Origin of the sequence: Granulicella sp. L60 (genome assembly GCF_009765825.1) — a bacterium.
GTDB lineage: Bacteria > Acidobacteriota > Terriglobia > Terriglobales > Acidobacteriaceae > Edaphobacter.
Map to the genome: position 1 here is coordinate 119,801 of NZ_LMUR01000015.1, position 17,363 is coordinate 137,163.

Consider the following 17,363-nt stretch of genomic DNA (forward strand, 5'->3'; position numbering starts at 1 on the left):
TTCCAGGTGAGACGATCAGATGGTCTAACAGCGCGGGATCGATGTAACGCTTCCAGCGCGCTCGAACGTTGTGGCGAAGATGGAACGACAGATAGATCAACGGAATGGACGATAAAAGCCATAGCCACTTCGGCTGTATAAAATGCAGAGCAGCCCACCAACTCCTCACAAGTGCACCTTGAGAATCGAAGACGCGGATACTTCATCGGGCAGCCGTTCATGGTTGGTAAAAATACGTACCATAAAGCTCGCGATTACCATCACGACGTGATAGCCAGTTAGCAGGAGTACTGCCGCCCCCAGTGGAATCATGAAGAGTTCGCTCTTTGGTTGATAGCTAAGCATTCTAAAATTTTGTGGTGTGATGGCGTCAAGCGTCGTATATGCTTTTTCAAGTTCACCACGGTTTTCACTGTGAAATAGCTGACCGCCTGTAGCCTTTGCAATGCCCCCGAGTGCTGCGTAGTCCACCTTGTACTCCCCGGCAGCGTGTGGGTCACCGATGCCGACTACGTGAATCGTGATGCCGCGTTGACTTGCAATCTCGGCAGCTTTCAGGGGTGGCATGCGGCTTCCGGTGTCGTTGCCGTCAGTCAGCAGGATCATGACACGCTGTTTTGCATCGCTATTATCAAACTGTTTTATCGCTAGGCCAATCGCATCGCCAATCATCGTCTGGGGTCCAGCCATCCCTACATCTATCTGTTTAAGGATCTTGATGCAGGCATCATGGTCGAGCGTAAAAGGAGTTACTGGAAAGGCTGCTTGACCAAAAACGATCAGGCCAATGCGATCATTCTTGCGCTTCTGAATGAAATCAGTCACAACCTGCTTTACGGCATCAACTCGTCTCAAACGCTTACCATCAGTGGAGTGGAAGTCACTCGTCTCCATCGACTGGGAGATATCCAACGCAATCATGACATCTCTTCCCGGTTGGATCTTCTGGATCGGAGGCTCTACCCTCTGCGGTCTCGCCAGAGCTACGACAATCAGACCCCAGCAGACAGGAGCAAGAATCTTTTGCAGCCAGTTGGTCTTGATAATTACAGCACCTGCCTGTGGCGTGATGCCGATTGCTGAACTGATGTAAGAGAAAAAACTCAATCTCAGGGAGTCTTGCTCTTCTTTATAGGGAGGCAACAACCAGTACACGAGTAACGGGAGCGGTAGTATCGCGAGTATCCAGGGGTATTCAAGCCTGTACACGATGCCTCCGAATCCACTCGGCGACAGAAGTTCTCAGTACCTGTTCCTCTTCTGTCGATGCTGTGCTTTTTTGAAAGGCCATCTCCTCAATGCGATTGCACGGCGCGCTTTGAAAAAGATTGCGTCCCACCGCCTTATCAAGAAACCTAAGCCATGCATCCCCGCTGAGTGAGGCGACCTTATCTCGTGGCCATGCACAAAGCGCAGTTCGCTTGAGCAGGGCAGAGAACTGCCTCGGCGTCGCGGTGGCAAGCTCTCGTAGAGCTTCGCGCCGATAACGATCCTTGAACCATCCGTGAATCATGGAGCCGATAAGCCAGAGAAACGACAATCCCACGACTGCGAATAGTGCGTACCAGCCAATAGTTTGGGGAACCCAGGAGGGTGGTGCGGGCTGACAGTAATCGTGGAGATTTTCCAGAGCGGCATTAGGAGTTAGCTTCATCAAATCCTCCTCCGAATGGATGCTATGTCGCCAAGAAGATGACGCAGTTGCATCGCCACATCCTCCACAGTGCTGATTGGCAGCACAGGCGTACCGATCTCCTTATGCCAGGAGAGTATCGACTGGATGCGTTTATCGGATGCATCGAGTATGCTATTGCGGATCTTCTCTTGCCCCAGCAGAAGCTCAACCTGAAGTTGACCATTACTCACCACAAGTTGCTCCGCCGCGGGGAGCTTCACGGCCAACGCATCATAGATCAGGCAGCATATAACATCGTTTGATTGTGAGAGATTCATAAGAAGATCTCTCGTCTTCTGGTCTGCACCATCGAAATCACTGGCGATGATAATAAGCGCATCATGTCGGCACGTTCGCGCGACTGCCTCAATGACTTCGTTCAGGCGATCTGGTTGTGAAGGTACGGTCAAATCACCACGGAGCTGGCGGTTTTGTTGCGAGATTCGATCCAGAACTCTCAACACATTTGCACGGCTGCGATGCATGCGAACTTCTTCTGCCTTCTCGTCGTTAAAGACGAAAGCTCCGATGCGGTCACCCTGTTGAAAGACGCGCCATGCAGCCAATGCAGCAATCTCAGCTGCAACCACGGACTTCATCGATACGCGACTACCGAAGAACATATTGATTCTTTGATCGACAACCAACATGGTTGGGCGATCGCGCTCTTCGGAATAGACTCGAACAAAAGGCTTCTGCATGCGAGCCGTTACACGCCAATCGATACTGCGAACATCGTCACCAGAGACATAATTACGCATCTCCTCAAAGTCAAGGCCGCGTCCGCGCACATGAGAGGACCGTCTGCCAAACAGCAGACTATGCACCGGCTGGGTGTGCATCAGCGTGAAGCCTCTCGCCTTGAACTGCAATGCAATCAGCGAATCAAGTTCCGCATAAGCTCCCATAGTAAGATCCTCTGCTCACGCAACAGCAACTAATTCAACAACCTTGCTGATTACCTGATCTGCTTTAACACCACCCGCCTGCGCGTCGTAGCTGAGCAGCAGACGATGACGAAGCACATCGTGAACAATCGCTTGCACATCGTCCGGACGTACATAGTCTCGTCCTTTAAGCCACGCATAGGCACGCGAACACTTATCGAGACCGATTGTTCCGCGCGGACTCGCCCCAATCTGGATCCACTTTCTAAGTTCCTTATCGTATCGCTCGGGATACCGTGTCGCCTCAATCAGCGCAACGATATAGTCTTCGACTGCAGTAGCCATCTGTATGTCATGGACCTCCTTGCGAGCAGCAAATATCACATCTTGCTGAACACGCTGTATCGCCGATGATGAAGTCGCGGCTACGGTACTGTCGCTAGCCTGTTCTTCTCCCCGAACCAGCAGCATAATATTGCGTTCCGATCTCTCCTCTGGATAATCGACGTAGACATGCATCAGGAAACGATCAAGCTGCGCCTCGGGAAGAGGATAGGTGCCCTCCTGTTCGATCGGGTTTTGTGTCGCCATCACAAGAAAGAGAGGAGGCAGGGCATGGGTCTTACCTGCCACGGTTACTTGGCGCTCCTCCATCGCCTCAAGCAGCGCCGACTGCACCTTTGCCGGAGCGCGATTGATCTCGTCTGCAAGGACAAGATTGTTGAACACCGGACCAGGCTGGAAGCGGAACTCGCCCTTACCTTCAGCGCTGTAGTAAATCTCCGATCCCGTGATATCGGAAGGAAGAAGATCAGGAGTGAACTGAATGCGAGATAAGCCAGCGTCTAAAAAGTGAGACATTTTTTTGATAGCGCGAGTTTTAGCAAGCCCAGGAAGACCTTCTACGAGAAGATGCCCGTTTGCGAGGAGACCTAGAATGAGCCGCTCGATCATCCCTTGTTGACCGAGGACAGTTTCTCCGACCTGTTTCTGCAGATCGAGTAGAGAATCACGCACCGTCATTTCCAGCCACCTGTTCCTTCGCCCTGTTGTCTCTACCAGTACCTTGGTCTTGTGCTGGCGGTCAGAATACAGACCGAATCGCCCTCCTGTGACTGCTATATATGACAGGTCAAGAGGTCCCGCATAACGCGCCTGCCAAGCGACTGGCCCCGAGGTCTGGACCCGACATAGAGATCTGATTTTTCTCGTCGAGGACTGTAAGTCTTGCCAGTTTCCAGCCGGTTCGTTGTCCCTGATAGTCATAGCGAGAAACAACGCGCAAAGGAGCCACCATGTTTTTAGCGCCTTGGAAGTTGCGGTCACTGACGAACAGCAGACCATTTCACAGAAAGATGTTCTGCTGTCTCGTATTTACGGTAGCTGCATTGTTGACGTACGCCGCTCAAGCACAAGGAAAGAAGCCAAATATTCTCGTCATCTTTGGTGACGACATCGGCCAGGCAAACATCAGCCGCTACACGCACGGCCTGGTGGGCTATTCGACACCGCGTATTGATAGCATCGGCGAAGAGGGCATCACCTTCACGGACTACTATGCAGAGAACAGCTGCACGGCAGGCCGGTCGTCATTTATCACCGGGCAATCGCCTGTTCGTACGGGGTTGAGCAAAGTCGGCGTTCCTGGCGCTCCGGTCGGCCTGCAGAAGCGGGACATCACGATAGCTCAGGCATTGAAGCCTCTCGGATATGCCACAGCACAATTCGGCAAGAACCATCTTGGCGATAAAGATGAGTATCTGCCGACAAACCACGGATTCGATGAGTTCTTCGGCAATCTTTATCACCTGAACGCCGAGCAGGAGCCAGAGATGCCTTATTGGCCTAAAGAGGACCCTGCGTTCCTTAAGGTCTATAACCCGCGGGGAGTAATCCACTCCTATGCTGACGGCAAGATCGAAGACACGGGACCACTAAATATCAAACGGATGGAGACTATCGACGACGAGACTTCTGACCGCGCAGTTGCATACATGGGAGAACAGGTAAAGGCGAGCAAACCCTTCTTCGTTTGGATGAACTTCACCAGGATGCATATCTATACCCATGTTCGTCCGGAGTACAGAGGCAAGAGCGGTATGCCCGGTAACGAGTATGCAGACGGCATGTGGGAACACGACCAGGACGTAGGCAAGATGTTGAAGGCCGTCGACGACCTCGGCATCAAAGACAACACCATCGTGATCTACACCACGGACAACGGGCCGAACCAGTTCTCGTGGCCGGATGCGGCAACGACGCCGTTCCGCAGCGAGAAGGATTCAAACTGGGAAGGCGCATTCCGCGTCCCTGCGATGATCCGTTGGCCAGGCCATATCAAAGCCAACCAGTGGTCGAACGAAATCGTCTCCGGTCAGGACTGGTTTCCAACTCTGCTCGCCGCAGCCGGCGATACGAGCATTACAGAGAGATTGTTGAAGGGAACTGGACCAGGTGGTATGGAGCACAAGGTCCATCTGGATGGTTACAACATCCTTCCCTATCTCGAGGGAAAAGAGGAGCATTCGCCGCGTAAAACCTTCTACTACTTCGATGACGACGGTCAAATGGTGGCCATTCGATTCGGCAACTGGAAGGTGAATTTTTGCGAACAGCGGGCGCCGGGAGGCTTCGCGGTTTGGATGGAGCCCTTCGTGTGCACCAGGGCAACCGGAGTCTTCAATCTGCGAATGGATCCATATGAACGCGCCGATACCGTATCGGATCAATATTACGACTGGGTAGTTCATAACATATATCTAGGCGTGCAGGCGCAGATGCTTGCAGGCGAGTTTATTGCAACGTTCAAGGAGTATCCGCCGAGCCAGCCTCCTGCGAGCTTCACGATCGACCCCGATGCAATCGTAAAAGAAGCCAAGGAAGCCGCAGCGGCTCGCCAGAAGAAGTGATCGATGAAGGAGTAGTAGATACAGAATAAAACTAGCTCAACCGGGCTCACCTGAAAATGAGCCCGGTCGAACCGTCCGAGGAGCAACATGACGAGGGTGATAACTGTCCCTGCTTCCCCTCGAATCCGTAACAATAAAGCGCCGCAACGGCGTAATATCATGACCGTGCGCTCTCAAAAACGTAGCAGCCCGAAATTATCGAGCATGCTGGGCACGTCCGCGTTTGCAGCCTTACTCTTCTGCTCTGGTGTAGCCGCCCTGGTCTATCAGGTTCTCTGGATCAAGCAACTCTCGCTCGTCGTTGGTGTCGAAGTCTATTCAATATCCATCGCCGTAAGCGCCTTCTTTGCCGGCCTCGCATTAGGAGGCTTCTTAATCGCACGCCGCGCTGACCGGTTAAAAAATCCTCTCTTCACCTATGCCCTACTAGAAGCTGGTATTGCGCTACTCGGCGTCACCGCTACCTTATTGCTCGGACATGCAGCCCCGCTCTTCACCGCAATGCAAGCACATGTAGGACTTCTCGCCTGGATACTTCCGTTCCTGATAGTCGGCTTTCCTGCATTCCTCATGGGTGGAACCCTTCCCATCGCTCTCTGCTCTCGATCTATGGCATCAGGCGCAGCAGCCCGCACCGGAGGTCTCATCTACGCCATGAACACCTTCGGAGGAATCGCCGGCATCCTCGCGTGTTCCTTCATTTTCCTTCCCCAATTTGGCGTCATAGGCACCGGATTCGCCGCCGCCTCCCTCAATCTAATAGCCGCTGTTATCGCGCTCGTTATGAGTCGCACCCCACGAAACACATCAGCCATTTCTCCGTCGATCCAGCAAAGTGATCTCCCCCGCCAGGCAACCCTCGCTATCGTCTTGTACTCATTAGCTGGCGGCATCGCGCTCGGCTACGAGGTCATCTGGTCACAAGCCATCGTCCAATTCATAACCACAAGAAGCTTCGCATTTTCTATTGTCTTAGCAACGTATCTCGCAGGCCTCGCGCTAGGGAGCTGGCTCTACGCTCGCTACGCCGATAAGATCACCAACCCTTGGGGAACGTTCGGTCTCCTCATCGCTGCCGCAGGCATGGTCGCGTTATTAGAAATAGCTTGCCTAGGAATCTGGCAGCTCCGAATCCAAGCCACCATCGGCGAACTTGCCTTCAGCATCTTCGGAAATCAGTTCGCCAGAATGTGTTCTCGCTTTCTCGTCGCCGCTATCGGCATCGTATTTCTTCCGACGTTACTTCTCGGCGCAGCATTTCCCGCAGCACTCCGGCTCATCTTGGGAAAGAATCGAATCGGTCGCGACATCGGCATCGTCCTCGCGCTCAATACTGCTGGAGGTATCGCAGGAACATTGCTCACAGGATTTATCCTCGTACCGAAACTTGGTCTTGTCAGGACCCTCGGCATTCTCGCTATCTCCGCAGGCGCAGTAGGAGTCATCGCAGTTCTCCGTGGCCTTCGAGACGACAAACGAATGACCTGGATGGCAATCACAATCAGCGTCGCAGCGCTCGTCATCGTAATTGTAACTCCCACAGATCGACTTGCTCGACTGCTCACAACAACGCGTGGCGGCGGCAAGCTAATCTCTTACGAAGAGAGCGAAGCCGGCACAGTCGCTGTCGTACAACAGGGCACGGGCACCAATTCATTCAACAGGCTCTACGTCCATGGCATCTCGAACTCCGGAGACGCCATGCCATCGCTACGATACATGCGCCTTCAGGCCTTTTTACCTCTCATGCTCCATAACGGCATCTCCCATTCGGCGCTTGTCGTTGGATTTGGAACCGGCATCACCGCAGGCGCACTCTTGGAGTATCCACACCTTAGCCGTAGAGTCTGCGCCGAGCTTCTGCCCGCTGTCGTGAGCGCAGGGAAGTTCTTCCGTGGAAACTTCGGAGCCTCACATAATCCTGAACTTCAGATACGCATACGTGACGGCCGCCGCGAGTTGATGAGAAGCGCAGACCGATACGACCTGATCACGCTTGAACCACCCCCACCTTCAGCAGCCGGAGTCGTCAACCTCTATTCACGAGACTTCTACCAACTTGCAGCGAAACGACTCGAGCCGAACGGAATCTTTGCGCAATGGCTGCCTATCGCCACACAGAACGACGAAGACACACGTTCCCTCGTTCGAAGTTTTCTGGATGTCTTTCCAACCGCGACTCTGTGGACGACTGAATTGCACGAGATGCTGCTGATCGGTTCACTTGCGCCGATGGAACTGAATGTAGATAACATCTCTCAGAACTTCGAGCAGCCCTCCGTCAAGGCAGCTCTCGAAGAAGTCGGCATCTCATCGCCCGCCGCACTCCTCGCTACATGGGTCACCGGCAGAGAAGGACTCGAACACTACGCAGATGGCGCACCTCCGGTGACAGACAATCGCCCTCGTATCGAATACTCCTCATGGGTTCGTCCAGACGAGATCTCGCGCGTACTCCCTGAACTTCTCGCACTTAGAACAGAGCCTCCGCTGATCGGTGGCAACTTTGTTTTGTCGTCTTCTCTCTCGATAGAGCGGGAAAACCTGATGACGTTCTACTCTGCCGGACTCGACGCCTACAAGGGTGATCGACAGGCCTGGGCGCACGATATCGGAGATGTTTTAAAGAAGGATCCCACCAATCCCTACTATCGATGGTCTGTCGGTGAAAAGTAATCGCCGCCGATGCCATGCGATCAGAACACCTTCTGTTACGAACGTCAATTTCCTGTCACTTCTGCCAGTTTCCCGGCTGTTATACATCGACTACTTTTGCTGCAGATAGCTCACGCTCGGTCTATAGAATCTCTCGGATAGTTTCGGCACATCGCTAACTATCGCCATTTGGAGATCAGTTACATAACGAAGGATGTCTATGGATCGAAGTCTCATACCCACAGAGGCTTTCTGCAAGCTTTGTATCGTCGCTCGTTCTAAACAGAAATACTCAAGAGGAATAGAACATGAATTCAGAACCCATAGAACTCAGATGTTCGTATTCAGAAGCTCGGGACATAGAGCGGTCTACACCACAGACGAAGCGAACTTCGCCGAGGAAGACCTTTCAACATCTTCTTGTGGCCGCAGCGATAACCGGAGTCATTATCTTTACTCCAGTCGGATCGCAGGCGAAGGGCGGAAGACAGATTGGCTCTCAGCCGCCCTCCGGAATCGATCCCCATGCAATCGACGCACTGAAGATGATGGGAACGTATCTGCGCACACTTCAATCGTTTCAAGTGGAAGCAGATCTCTCGACTGACGATGTGATGGATGACGGAGAGATTGTTCAATCGAGCAGCAGGGTGAATCTGCTTGCCGCGAAGCCGAATCGATTTCGTGTCGAGGTGACCGGAGACGATCCAAACCGGCTATACCTCTACGATGGCAAGAGCTTCACCATCTGGGGCCAGAACACGAACGACTATGCTACCGTGCCAGCTCCTCCCACCATCGCAGAGCTTATCGATAAGCTCACGGATCGATTCGATATCGATCTGCCCTTGGTTGATCTCTTCCGCTGGGGCGTGGATGAAGATGATACGAAGAAGATTAAGACCGCGGTCGATATCGGTCTTAGCACCGTAGACGGGGTTACCTGCGAGCAGTATGCGTTTCATCAGGACGACATCGACTGGCAGATCTGGATTCAGCTCGGCCAGTATCCGCTACCGCGAAAGCTTGTTATCAGAACACTAACGGATGAAGCGAGGCCCCAGCATAGCGAGGTCCTTACTTGGAACCTCGCTCCCTCCTTCAACGACGCCGCATTTATATTCGATCCTCCACCCGACGCTCATCGAATTGCCATCGCAGACGCAAAGGCACAGTCCACGGAAAAAGGAAAATAGGGGAGAGATATGAAACGTTGCTGCCAGATATTCCTCATCTTTGTCATCGCCTGTCTCTTGCCTGGAACGCTATCTGCTCAGCGTTATCGCGGTGGAGCGCGGACAAGCGTCAGCCAGAATAGAAATATAAACGCCAACCGGAACGTAAACGTCAACGTCAATCGCAATGTAAACGTCAACAACAACGTTAATGTCCACGGTGGCTACTACGGTGGCGGATACTATGGCGGAGGTTGTTGCTACCACCCGGTTGCAGTGGCTGCCGCCGTCACAGCGACGGCTGTAGTTACGGCTGCCGTCGTCGGCTCCATGGTCCACACCCTGCCGCCGTCCTGCTCGATGGTGATCGTCAACGGACTGAGCTATCAACAGTGCGGAAGCACCTGGTACCAGCCTCAATTTTCAGGATCCACCACAACCTACGTCGTAGTGAATCAACCTCATTGACTCTTTACCGTCCCGACAGATCGTATCTTCTATCAAGCAGTGATGCCGGGGATGCTGGCGCATCAGGATCGCGTCCAGCCTCCCGGCATCTGTCTGATGATCGCCTGCACAACTCCGGGTGATGACGGCTCTCCTATTCGCAATCGCCAGCCTGAAAATAAATCTCAAAAACCTGTCGTACGTTTCACCACCCAAAAACGCACCGCTAACTCACCACATCCACAAGGCTAATCACCACAACTCACCGGCAAACTACCACGCGAAAAACGCACCTTTTCCAAAACCACCCTCAAAACATCAGCAAAAGAGCAAAAAGCCACCTTCACCACCACCCCAGTTTTTTCTGCTATTTTTTCCCTCGAATCGCCTTCACCACAATCGCATTCGGAGACCCACCCGCAGGAAGGATCGTAAACAGCGTAGGTCCAACCTTCCCCTCCGTCCGAATCACCGCAACGTCCCCCGAATGCACATCCGCAGCCAGCAGCAGGTGCTCATCCGCCGAGAAAGCCAGCGCATCCGGTCCCGATCCCGTATGAACGCTCCCCACAAGTCGCCCATCATCAATGCTATAGATCCCCACACTGTCCGCTCCGGAGTTCGACACCCACAACGTTCCATTGTCCCGGCTCACAACTCCCCGCACCGGCCTGCTCCCGATCGTATAAGTTCCGCTCACCTCGTTGGTCCAGGTAGATATCTCCGATACGCTGTCCGATCCGAAGTTAGAAACGAAAATCTCCCCCCCATCAGGCTTCATAGCCAGATGGAGCGGCGTCTTGCCCACATCCAAAAACGTCAGCAAGTGATCTGTAATCAGCGACGAATTCTGTTTCACCGCCCACGAATCAGGAGCCATGGCTAGGCTCACTGCCATCACCTCATCCCCTCCTGAGCACGCAACAAACGCCTTCGAAGAGTCCGGTAAAATAGCCACGTCCGCTGCTCCAGGGCACCCTGAAAATGCCGCCCGCAGCTTCAACGCGGGATCCGATGAAGACCCATCCTCATGCGGAGAAACCTTGAAGATAGAGATACTTCCGCTCCCCCGGTTCGCAACCACAAGCGAACGTCCATCTGGCGAAAGCCGTAAAGCCCCCGGTTGTTCTCCAGTCCCGGCGACGGCAACTTCGCGCCGCCGATCGAGATCCAGCACACTGACCGTATTCGATCCCGAATTAGTAACATACGCACGATGCCCGCTCTCATCTACAGCAATAAAGCCGGGCGAACGGTGCACTCCAACCGTAGCGACGACACGATTCGCGTCGGCATCAATGATGGAGACTGTATTCGACTGCGTATTCGCAACATAAACCTCATTGCGAACCGGATTGGCTGTCAAACCGGTAGGGTCAACGCCTACCTGTAACGTCCGGTCCTGCCGCAGATACACAAGGTCAAGCACGCTGACTGTATTCGACGAGCTATTGCTTATATAGGCGTACTCTCGATAACCCTCTGGAACGTCAGGAAAGCTGCTGCGGCGACAGCCCGAAACGGTTAGGACAAGCGCAAAGCCAGCGATAAAGAATCGGAAGAGAGAAATTCGGTGGGGTGTTGGCACTATTCGGAGTCTATCGGGGACGCTCAGGGGTCGCAAGCGTCAGTGAAATGAGTAAGTGATTCAAGTAGATGCAGGAGAAACTTTTACTTGGAGAAACCCGTCTATGGCTTCAGACGCGAAACGTTTGGCTTCGGAAGTTGCCGCGTCTTTGCAGTTCATTCTCGGACAACGAAGCTGCAGCCCCTTGCAGCTTCGTTGCTTTTTACTTAATGGCGTGGGCTTTTGGTACGCAGCCAGTTCCGCAGAATCCAGACAAAGTACCCGCCCTGAATGACAATGACAGTCATATAAGCAAAGAGCAGATGCCGGTGCGGCATGGTGCTGAAGTCGAAGAACGAGTGCCAGGTCATTGCGGTATCTCCAGGGAAGCCTCGATGGCCTGCAGCGCTTCCTCCTGCTCGGCGAGTTGGCGACGACGCTCAAGCGCGAAACGAAAGACCATCATGCAGATTCCCCACATCGCCCATCCCGCTAGATTCCAAAAGAAGGCCGGAAGCATCGACGGATCTATGCCAGAGTCGGGACCGCCGCCGAAGACGGGCGCGGGGTGCTGGGTGCGCCACCATCGGATGGACATATAGACGATAGGAACATCAACCGCGGCGAAGACGGAGAGCACGGCCGCCAGTGTGTGACTCTGGCCAGTGGAAGAGAAGCGGCGTAACGTCAGATAGCTCACATACAGCAACCAAAGCAGAAGCATGCTGGTCAGGCGCGGGTCCCACGTCCACCAGATGCCCCAGGTCGCGCGGCCCCACAACATGCCGGTCAGCAGGCAGACGCTGGCATATACCACGGTGACTTCAGCGGCGGTCAGAGCGAGAGCGTCGGCGGTCAGAGCCTTTAGCGGATCGCGGCGTCTCCAGTAGAGAAAGGTGAGCGAGGCGAAGAAGTTGATGTACGGAAACAGCAGGCTCAACATCGCGATAGGAACGTGATAGTAGAAGATTCGTCCTGCATCGCCTTGGGCCGCATCCTTGGGAGTAAGGAAGATGGCTTCGCGAAAGCCCATAACCAGCACGGCGACCATTATGCCGAACCAGAGCCAGGCGACATTGCGGAGAGATTGAGTGCGCTGCTCCATGGTGTTAGTTTACCGCGAATGCGGCTACTCGGCGTTGAGAACGGTCTCAAAGAGCAGAATGCAGACAGTGGTGAAGATGACGTCGTAGCCGGCAAGCTGCTTGACCCAGGTACCGATCTGAATGGGGTCAAGATCGCCCGTCAGCACACCCGTCGTTGCCTGCACCATGGCTAGTAATGCTGGCAGGGAGATGGGCAGAAGAAGAAGTGGGAGAAGAAGTTCACGATTACGCGCGCGCAGACCCAGAGCGGCGAAAAAAGTCCCATTGACGACCAGAGCCCAGGTGCCTAAGGGGAGTATCAGCAACAACAGCCAGACGTTTCCAAGCGGGTGAAGATTGAAGAAGACGACGAAGATAGGAGCCATGACCGCTTCGACGACCAGTACGAAGAGCATATTCGCAAGGGCTTTGCCTAAAAAGAGCGTAGAGGCTGGCGAGGGCGCCATGCGCTGGGCTTCTAGCACCTGGTTGCGTTGTTCGCGGGCCCAGGACTGGTTGAGGGCAGTGATGGAGGCGAAGAGAAGGGCCACCCAGAGAATGGCGCCGGAGATCTGACGGGTGGTGGTCGGGTATCCGGTGGGATCAAACGCCAGGCCGAAGACGACGACGACAAGAAGTGCGAAGAAGATCATGCCGTTGATGGAGTCGCGGGAGCGCCACTCGAGGCGGAGATCTTTGCGGAGATGGTCGAGAAGATGGTGGAGGTAGTTCACGCCGGTCCTCTGGTGAGGTCCGCGAGGATGGCGTTGGCTGCTCTAAGGTAGTCGCTTGGAGCAAGCAGAAGCTGGAGCCCGCGCTGGCCGGCGGAGATGGAGATCTGGTCGAATAGTTCGATCGTCTCGTCGGCATAGGCGGGGAAGGGCTTTTTTGCTCCCATGACGGTGACTCCGCCGCGGATGTAGCCAGTGAGGGGTTCGACCTCTTTGAGCGAGGCCAGTTCCGCCTTCTTGGCGTTTGCGGCGTGAGCAAGTTTTTTGAGATCCAGCTCTGCATCGCCGGGGATGACGGCGAATAGATGCTCTCCGCTGTTGGTATGGGCGAGGAGAGTTTTAAAGACCTGCTCCGGGGGGAGACCTATCTTTCGAGCGACTGAGATGGCGGTCAGGTCTTCGGGATCGACCTCGTACGCACGCAGCTCGTAGGTGATTCCGAGAGAGTCGAGGAGACGGGCTGCGTTGGTCTTGGCAGGTGGGGCGGTCTTCACCGTGCGGCCTCGGTGCCTGGCTCTGACGATTGGATCTGGCCGCTGCGCATGGTGAGGATGGTGTCTGCAAGGGGTTCGGCGAGGGCTGACTGGTGGGTGGTGAGGAGGATGGTGCGGCTGCCTCCGCGTGCGACTGGCCAAGTGCGGAAGTCGGAGAGGAGTTCGACCATGTGACGGGCAGAGGCGGCATCGAGGTTGGAGAAGGGTTCGTCGAGGAGGAGTAGCTCGGGATCGGTCTGCAGGACGCGGGCAAGGGAGGTGCGTTGGCGCATGCCCTGGGAGTACTGGCCGACGGGGCGGCTGAGGTTGGGGTCGAGGCCGACGGCGCGGAGGGCCATCTCGGGGCTACCGACGCAGGCGCAGCCGCCGTCGCGATGCAGCGAGGCGAAGTAGTTGAGGTTCTCCATGGCGGTGAGTTCGTCGTAGAGCATGGCCGCGTGACTCATGTAGGCGATACGGCGGCGTTGATCGTGTGGAGACTCTGAAAAGACGGTGACCGTGCCGCGCGTGGGGGTGATGAGACCGGCGATGATGCGGAGGAGCGTCGATTTGCCGGCGCCATTTTCGCCGAGGATGACGGTGCAGGTGCCCGATGTGAAGGTAGCCGAGACGTGACGAAGAGCTGCGAACGTGCCGTAGGTCTTCGATATGGAATCCAAGCAGACCGCCTGGGCGTGATCCGTCTGCGCAGTGGATTGAGGTGCACTGCTGCGAGTTGTCGCTTCCGTCTGCGTCATAGGGGTTACGCGCGTTATGCAGCTGTTAGCGGGTTGCCGGTAGAGCGGATGCGGTGGTCGCGGTGGCGTTGGCGGCCGGGGCAGCCGGAGCGTACTTGGAGGCGCATTTGGCCTGGAGCTGAGTGGCGTGGAAGACGCCGTCTTTTCCGTAGGTCCCTACTGCCAAAGCCTGCGAGTCATCCTTGAAGGTGTCGGGAGGCGGCTCGACGCCTTTATAGCTGACAGAGAGCTTGCGACCCTGTTCGAGAAGGTCGAAGTCGACGTAGGTGCCTTCGCGGTGGATGCTGCCGGGAGCGACGTTTCCTGCTACGCGGAGATGACGGACGTAGGCTTTGTTTCCCATTCCCTGAAGCTCGCCGATGGTGACGTAGTACTGCTTATTGTCGCTGTTGCCGGTGAAGGCAAGGTATGCGACTGCGGCGAGGATTACGACCGTAGCTACGATTATCTTGAGCGGGCTCTTCTGGGTTGCGTTTGCCATAGTCTTCGTCTTTCAGTTTACGTTCCATTGATGCGATTTGGATAGTCGAGGTGGCGGTGGTACCCCTCCCCGGATACCTTGCGCAAACTACTTGTAATGAGCAGGTTGCGAAAGACATCCGTCGCAAAATCCTCTATCCAAATGGGTTACAGGTAAAATCGTGATTCGATTACACTTACTCTCCAGCCAATGTTTGCGGGCAGATAAAACTCCACTATTACTATTTTAGACGTTGGAGTGAAACTAATGCATCACGAGGAAACGCTGGACTGACGCTGGTTTTGTTAGTTCCTGGGCTTGACAGCGATCTGGAGGGAACCTTCAGGGCAATGAAAACGGAGACTCCAGTTGTAGCGAGTCTCCGGTGGTGTCGGTCACGATTTTTATTGAAGCTAGACAGTGGCGGTGTGGGCTTCGGCGCTGGTGTTGACGTTGTCGGAGATGGTACTGAGGAGTTCGTCGGCGTTCTTCTCTTCGTCGAGGATGCTTTCGAGGATATCGGCTGCATCGTCTTCGCCTAGTAGCTCGGCCCAACTGCGTAGGGTTCCGTAGACTGCGATCTCGTGATGTTCAACCTGCTGGGCAGCGGCGATGAGGGTGATGTCGCGGATGCTGCTATCGCCAGCGTCCTTGATGCCGTCTTCGGCTTCAGTGACGAGGGCGGAGATGACCTTGCAGGTTGCGGTATCGGATTCGCCGGTGGCGTCGCGCAGGAGACTTTCGACGCGGGTGACGTGGCCTTTGGTCTCTTCGAGATGATTGCGGAACGCGGTTGCGAGCTGGGGATCGGTGGATTTTTCGATCATGGTGGGCAGGGCGTTGGTGATCTTCTGTTCCATGTCGAGCGCCTTCTTGAGGTTGGCGATGTAGAGGGTGCGGAGGTCTTCGATGTTTTCAGAAAATAGCTTCATGGTGTTTCTCCTTTAATCGAGAGGAATACGTTTCGAAAAAAAGCGCAGTCTCTCTCACGACGCAGTTTGCGTGTTGTGATGGTTCATGAGTATGGGTGAGAGCGGCGAACGTTCAAGCCGGGGTGCTCACGGTCGTTCTTCGTTCTGCTGGGTTGGATGCGAGAGCTTCGGTGGGGTTGGCCGATGGATCGGCGCAATTGTGTAGAGCGTATGCGCGGTGTTTTAGCGAGCTATCTGTGAGTCGATGGACCATCCGTTGTAGCGGCGGAGGAAGATCAGCGCTGCATAGACAATGGCATAGGTAAGCTGCACGCTGGCGGCGGACCAGTCCTGAATGAACGCGGAGCCGAAGGTGAGGGTGGCGATCAACAGGGTTGCGGCTACGAGCGTTGCGCGGGTACGCAGGCCGAGGAGCAGAAGCAGGCCGAGCATCGTTTCGATGGAGGGGAGGATGAGGCCGAATCCCCAGACGCTCCAGGAGGGAAGCGGGGTGTGTTCGAACTGCATGACTAATTTGGCGGCGAACTCGCCTGGGCCGCTGTGGATGCGGCTTACTCCGTGCATCGTGAGGTTGACGCCGACGACGATGCGCAGGAGTGCATAGGCTAATCGCTCGTCACTGTTGTCGGATTTATTGAGAGATGCAGTGGACATCGTTTCTCCTGAGGGGCTTCAGGTTCTATCCTATAGAGCGATGCCAGCTTTTCTTGAACTTGCTCATGTGAATGTGGCCCGCGGCGACAATGTTGTGCTGCACGATATCAACCTTAGCGTGAATACCGGGGAACATATTGCGATTCTTGGACCGAACGGATGCGGGAAGTCCACGCTGATCAAGACGATTACGTGCGAGTGCTACCCGATTGCGAAGGAAGAGACGAGGGTGAGTATCTTCGGGCGTGAACGGTGGGATTTGACGGAGTTGAAGAAGAGGCTGGGCGTGGTTTCGGCTGAGCTTCCGGGGAAGCAGACGTTGCAGACTACGGGTCGCGATGCTGTGCTTACAGGGTTTTTCTCGAGCTCGACGCTTTGGCCGAATCTTACGGTGACGGATGCGATGCGGGCGCGGGCGGATGAGGTGATGGAGCAGATTGACGCGGTTGGGCTGGCGGAGAAGCTGGTGGGGGAGATGTCGGCGGGGCAGCAAAGGCGCGTGATGATTGGGCGGGCTCTGGTGGCTTCGGCGGGGATGCTGCTGCTGGATGAGCCTTCGAATGCGCTGGATCTGGCGTCGCAGGCGGATCTGAGGGGGTTGATGCGGAGGCTGGCGCAGCAGGGGACTGGGATTTTGCTGATTACGCACCATATCGCAGATATTCCGCCGGAGATCGATCGGATTCTGATGATGCGGGAGGGGCGGATTATCGCGGATGGGGCGAAGAGTGAGTTGCTGACGGCGGAGAGGCTGAGTGGGTTGTTTAAGACGGAGGTGCAGCTTACGGAGCGCGATGGTTTTTATCACGCTTGGTGAGGTGGTTTTTTGCAAAAAAGTCTGGTGTGGTGGAGTGGGTGTTTTACAGGGGTTTTTGCGTGAATGTGGTGTGCAGCCGTGGTGATTTGGGTGGTGAGTTGTGGTAGTTAGCGTGGTGGATGTGGTGGCTTAGCGGTC

General features: G+C 55.0%; 19 protein-coding genes. 6 read left to right on the plus strand and 13 right to left on the minus strand.

Going from position 1 to position 17,363, the window contains the following annotated elements; genetic code table 11:
• Positions 1-165: 165 nt before the first annotated feature.
• Genes GSQ82_RS07715 through GSQ82_RS07730 form a run of 4 tightly spaced genes read right to left on the minus strand, consistent with a single transcriptional unit; the run spans position 166 to position 3,585 of the window.
• Positions 166-1,209, minus strand: coding sequence for a VWA domain-containing protein (locus GSQ82_RS07715; protein WP_158791721.1), 1,044 nt, complete (start codon positions 1,207-1,209; stop codon positions 166-168).
• A complete protein-coding gene (locus tag GSQ82_RS07720; protein ID WP_158791722.1) occupies positions 1,196-1,654 on the minus strand; it encodes a DUF4381 domain-containing protein in 459 nt (152 codons plus the stop codon). The genes GSQ82_RS07715 and GSQ82_RS07720 overlap by 14 nt, the downstream gene beginning before the upstream one ends.
• Positions 1,654-2,583: a DUF58 domain-containing protein gene (locus tag GSQ82_RS07725; protein WP_158791723.1), complete on the minus strand. Its 930-nt coding sequence runs from the start codon at positions 2,581-2,583 to the stop codon at positions 1,654-1,656. The genes GSQ82_RS07720 and GSQ82_RS07725 overlap by 1 nt, the downstream gene beginning before the upstream one ends.
• Before the next feature lie 15 nt (positions 2,584-2,598).
• A complete protein-coding gene (locus GSQ82_RS07730; RefSeq protein ID WP_158791724.1) occupies positions 2,599-3,585 on the minus strand; it encodes a MoxR family ATPase in 987 nt (328 codons plus the stop codon).
• A 272-nt stretch (positions 3,586-3,857) separates the two neighbouring features.
• Between GSQ82_RS07730 and GSQ82_RS07735 the strand changes: the two genes are divergently transcribed.
• The 5 genes from GSQ82_RS07735 to GSQ82_RS07755 all read left to right on the plus strand — a co-directional run bounded on the left by GSQ82_RS07735 (position 3,858) and on the right by GSQ82_RS07755 (position 10,000).
• Positions 3,858-5,471 carry an arylsulfatase gene (locus GSQ82_RS07735; RefSeq protein WP_254061496.1) on the plus strand — a complete coding sequence of 538 codons (1,614 nt, stop codon included), beginning with the start codon at positions 3,858-3,860 and terminating at the stop codon, positions 5,469-5,471.
• A gap of 204 nt (positions 5,472-5,675) precedes the next feature.
• Positions 5,676-8,147, plus strand: coding sequence for a fused MFS/spermidine synthase (locus tag GSQ82_RS07740; protein ID WP_216847041.1), 2,472 nt, complete (start codon positions 5,676-5,678; stop codon positions 8,145-8,147).
• 401 nt (positions 8,148-8,548) lie between these two features.
• A complete protein-coding gene (locus GSQ82_RS07745; RefSeq protein ID WP_158791726.1) occupies positions 8,549-9,322 on the plus strand; it encodes a DUF2092 domain-containing protein in 774 nt (257 codons plus the stop codon).
• A gap of 9 nt (positions 9,323-9,331) precedes the next feature.
• Entirely contained in the window at positions 9,332-9,769 is a 438-nt protein-coding gene (locus tag GSQ82_RS07750) for a hypothetical protein (RefSeq protein ID WP_158791727.1), read from the plus strand.
• 42 nt (positions 9,770-9,811) lie between these two features.
• Entirely contained in the window at positions 9,812-10,000 is a 189-nt protein-coding gene (locus GSQ82_RS07755; protein WP_158791728.1) for a hypothetical protein, read from the plus strand.
• 115 nt (positions 10,001-10,115) lie between these two features.
• Here the strand turns inward: GSQ82_RS07755 and GSQ82_RS07760 are convergent, their stop codons facing one another.
• The 9 genes from GSQ82_RS07760 to GSQ82_RS07795 all read right to left on the minus strand — a co-directional run bounded on the left by GSQ82_RS07760 (position 10,116) and on the right by GSQ82_RS07795 (position 16,408).
• Positions 10,116-11,177 (minus strand): YncE family protein, encoded by a 1,062-nt coding sequence (locus GSQ82_RS07760; RefSeq protein ID WP_254061497.1) that lies wholly within the window; start codon positions 11,175-11,177, stop codon positions 10,116-10,118.
• A 365-nt stretch (positions 11,178-11,542) separates the two neighbouring features.
• Positions 11,543-11,686, minus strand: a complete 144-nt coding sequence (locus tag GSQ82_RS24535) for a hypothetical protein (protein WP_174243055.1) — start codon at positions 11,684-11,686, stop codon at positions 11,543-11,545.
• Positions 11,683-12,420 carry a cytochrome c biogenesis protein CcsA gene (gene ccsA / locus GSQ82_RS07765; RefSeq protein WP_158791730.1) on the minus strand — a complete coding sequence of 246 codons (738 nt, stop codon included), beginning with the start codon at positions 12,418-12,420 and terminating at the stop codon, positions 11,683-11,685. Before ccsA ends, GSQ82_RS24535 begins: the two co-directional genes overlap by 4 nt.
• Before the next feature lie 24 nt (positions 12,421-12,444).
• Entirely contained in the window at positions 12,445-13,134 is a 690-nt protein-coding gene (locus GSQ82_RS07770) for a heme exporter protein CcmB (protein ID WP_158791731.1), read from the minus strand.
• Entirely contained in the window at positions 13,131-13,625 is a 495-nt protein-coding gene (gene ybaK, locus GSQ82_RS07775) for a Cys-tRNA(Pro) deacylase (RefSeq protein WP_158791732.1), read from the minus strand. The genes GSQ82_RS07770 and ybaK overlap by 4 nt, the downstream gene beginning before the upstream one ends.
• Positions 13,622-14,284 carry a heme ABC exporter ATP-binding protein CcmA gene (gene ccmA / locus GSQ82_RS07780; protein WP_371417181.1) on the minus strand — a complete coding sequence of 221 codons (663 nt, stop codon included), beginning with the start codon at positions 14,282-14,284 and terminating at the stop codon, positions 13,622-13,624. The genes ybaK and ccmA overlap by 4 nt, the downstream gene beginning before the upstream one ends.
• Before the next feature lie 103 nt (positions 14,285-14,387).
• Positions 14,388-14,843 carry a cytochrome c maturation protein CcmE gene (locus GSQ82_RS07785; RefSeq protein WP_158791734.1) on the minus strand — a complete coding sequence of 152 codons (456 nt, stop codon included), beginning with the start codon at positions 14,841-14,843 and terminating at the stop codon, positions 14,388-14,390.
• A 392-nt stretch (positions 14,844-15,235) separates the two neighbouring features.
• Positions 15,236-15,754, minus strand: coding sequence for a ferritin-like domain-containing protein (locus GSQ82_RS07790; protein ID WP_158791735.1), 519 nt, complete (start codon positions 15,752-15,754; stop codon positions 15,236-15,238).
• 222 nt (positions 15,755-15,976) lie between these two features.
• The gene (locus GSQ82_RS07795) at positions 15,977-16,408 is read right to left on the minus strand and encodes a DoxX family membrane protein (protein WP_158791736.1); all 432 of its coding nucleotides are present in this window, start codon (positions 16,406-16,408) and stop codon (positions 15,977-15,979) included.
• A 40-nt stretch (positions 16,409-16,448) separates the two neighbouring features.
• On the opposite strand from GSQ82_RS07795, the gene GSQ82_RS07800 reads away from it, so the two are divergent.
• Complete coding sequence (locus tag GSQ82_RS07800; protein ID WP_158791737.1) at positions 16,449-17,225, plus strand: ABC transporter ATP-binding protein; 777 nt, start codon at positions 16,449-16,451, stop codon at positions 17,223-17,225.
• The last annotated feature ends 138 nt before the right edge of the window (positions 17,226-17,363 follow it).

What these genes read in the sequence shown, in the direction of transcription:
- GSQ82_RS07720 (WP_158791722.1), bottom strand. Translation starts at nt 1,654, where the DNA reads ATGAAGCTAACTCCTAATGCCGCTCTGGAAAATCTCCACGATTACTGT.
- GSQ82_RS07725 (WP_158791723.1), bottom strand. Translation starts at nt 2,583, where the DNA reads ATGGGAGCTTATGCGGAACTTGATTCGCTGATTGCATTGCAGTTCAAG.
- GSQ82_RS07730 (WP_158791724.1), bottom strand. Translation starts at nt 3,585, where the DNA reads ATGACGGTGCGTGATTCTCTACTCGATCTGCAGAAACAGGTCGGAGAA.
- GSQ82_RS07735 (WP_254061496.1), top strand. Translation starts at nt 3,858, where the DNA reads ATGTTTTTAGCGCCTTGGAAGTTGCGGTCACTGACGAACAGCAGACCA.
- GSQ82_RS07740 (WP_216847041.1), top strand. Translation starts at nt 5,676, where the DNA reads ATGCTGGGCACGTCCGCGTTTGCAGCCTTACTCTTCTGCTCTGGTGTA.
- GSQ82_RS07750 (WP_158791727.1), top strand. Translation starts at nt 9,332, where the DNA reads ATGAAACGTTGCTGCCAGATATTCCTCATCTTTGTCATCGCCTGTCTC.
- GSQ82_RS07755 (WP_158791728.1), top strand. Translation starts at nt 9,812, where the DNA reads ATGCCGGGGATGCTGGCGCATCAGGATCGCGTCCAGCCTCCCGGCATC.
- GSQ82_RS24535 (WP_174243055.1), bottom strand. Translation starts at nt 11,686, where the DNA reads ATGACCTGGCACTCGTTCTTCGACTTCAGCACCATGCCGCACCGGCAT.
- ccsA (WP_158791730.1), bottom strand. Translation starts at nt 12,420, where the DNA reads ATGGAGCAGCGCACTCAATCTCTCCGCAATGTCGCCTGGCTCTGGTTC.
- GSQ82_RS07785 (WP_158791734.1), bottom strand. Translation starts at nt 14,843, where the DNA reads ATGGCAAACGCAACCCAGAAGAGCCCGCTCAAGATAATCGTAGCTACG.
- GSQ82_RS07790 (WP_158791735.1), bottom strand. Translation starts at nt 15,754, where the DNA reads ATGAAGCTATTTTCTGAAAACATCGAAGACCTCCGCACCCTCTACATC.
- GSQ82_RS07795 (WP_158791736.1), bottom strand. Translation starts at nt 16,408, where the DNA reads ATGTCCACTGCATCTCTCAATAAATCCGACAACAGTGACGAGCGATTA.
- GSQ82_RS07800 (WP_158791737.1), top strand. Translation starts at nt 16,449, where the DNA reads ATGCCAGCTTTTCTTGAACTTGCTCATGTGAATGTGGCCCGCGGCGAC.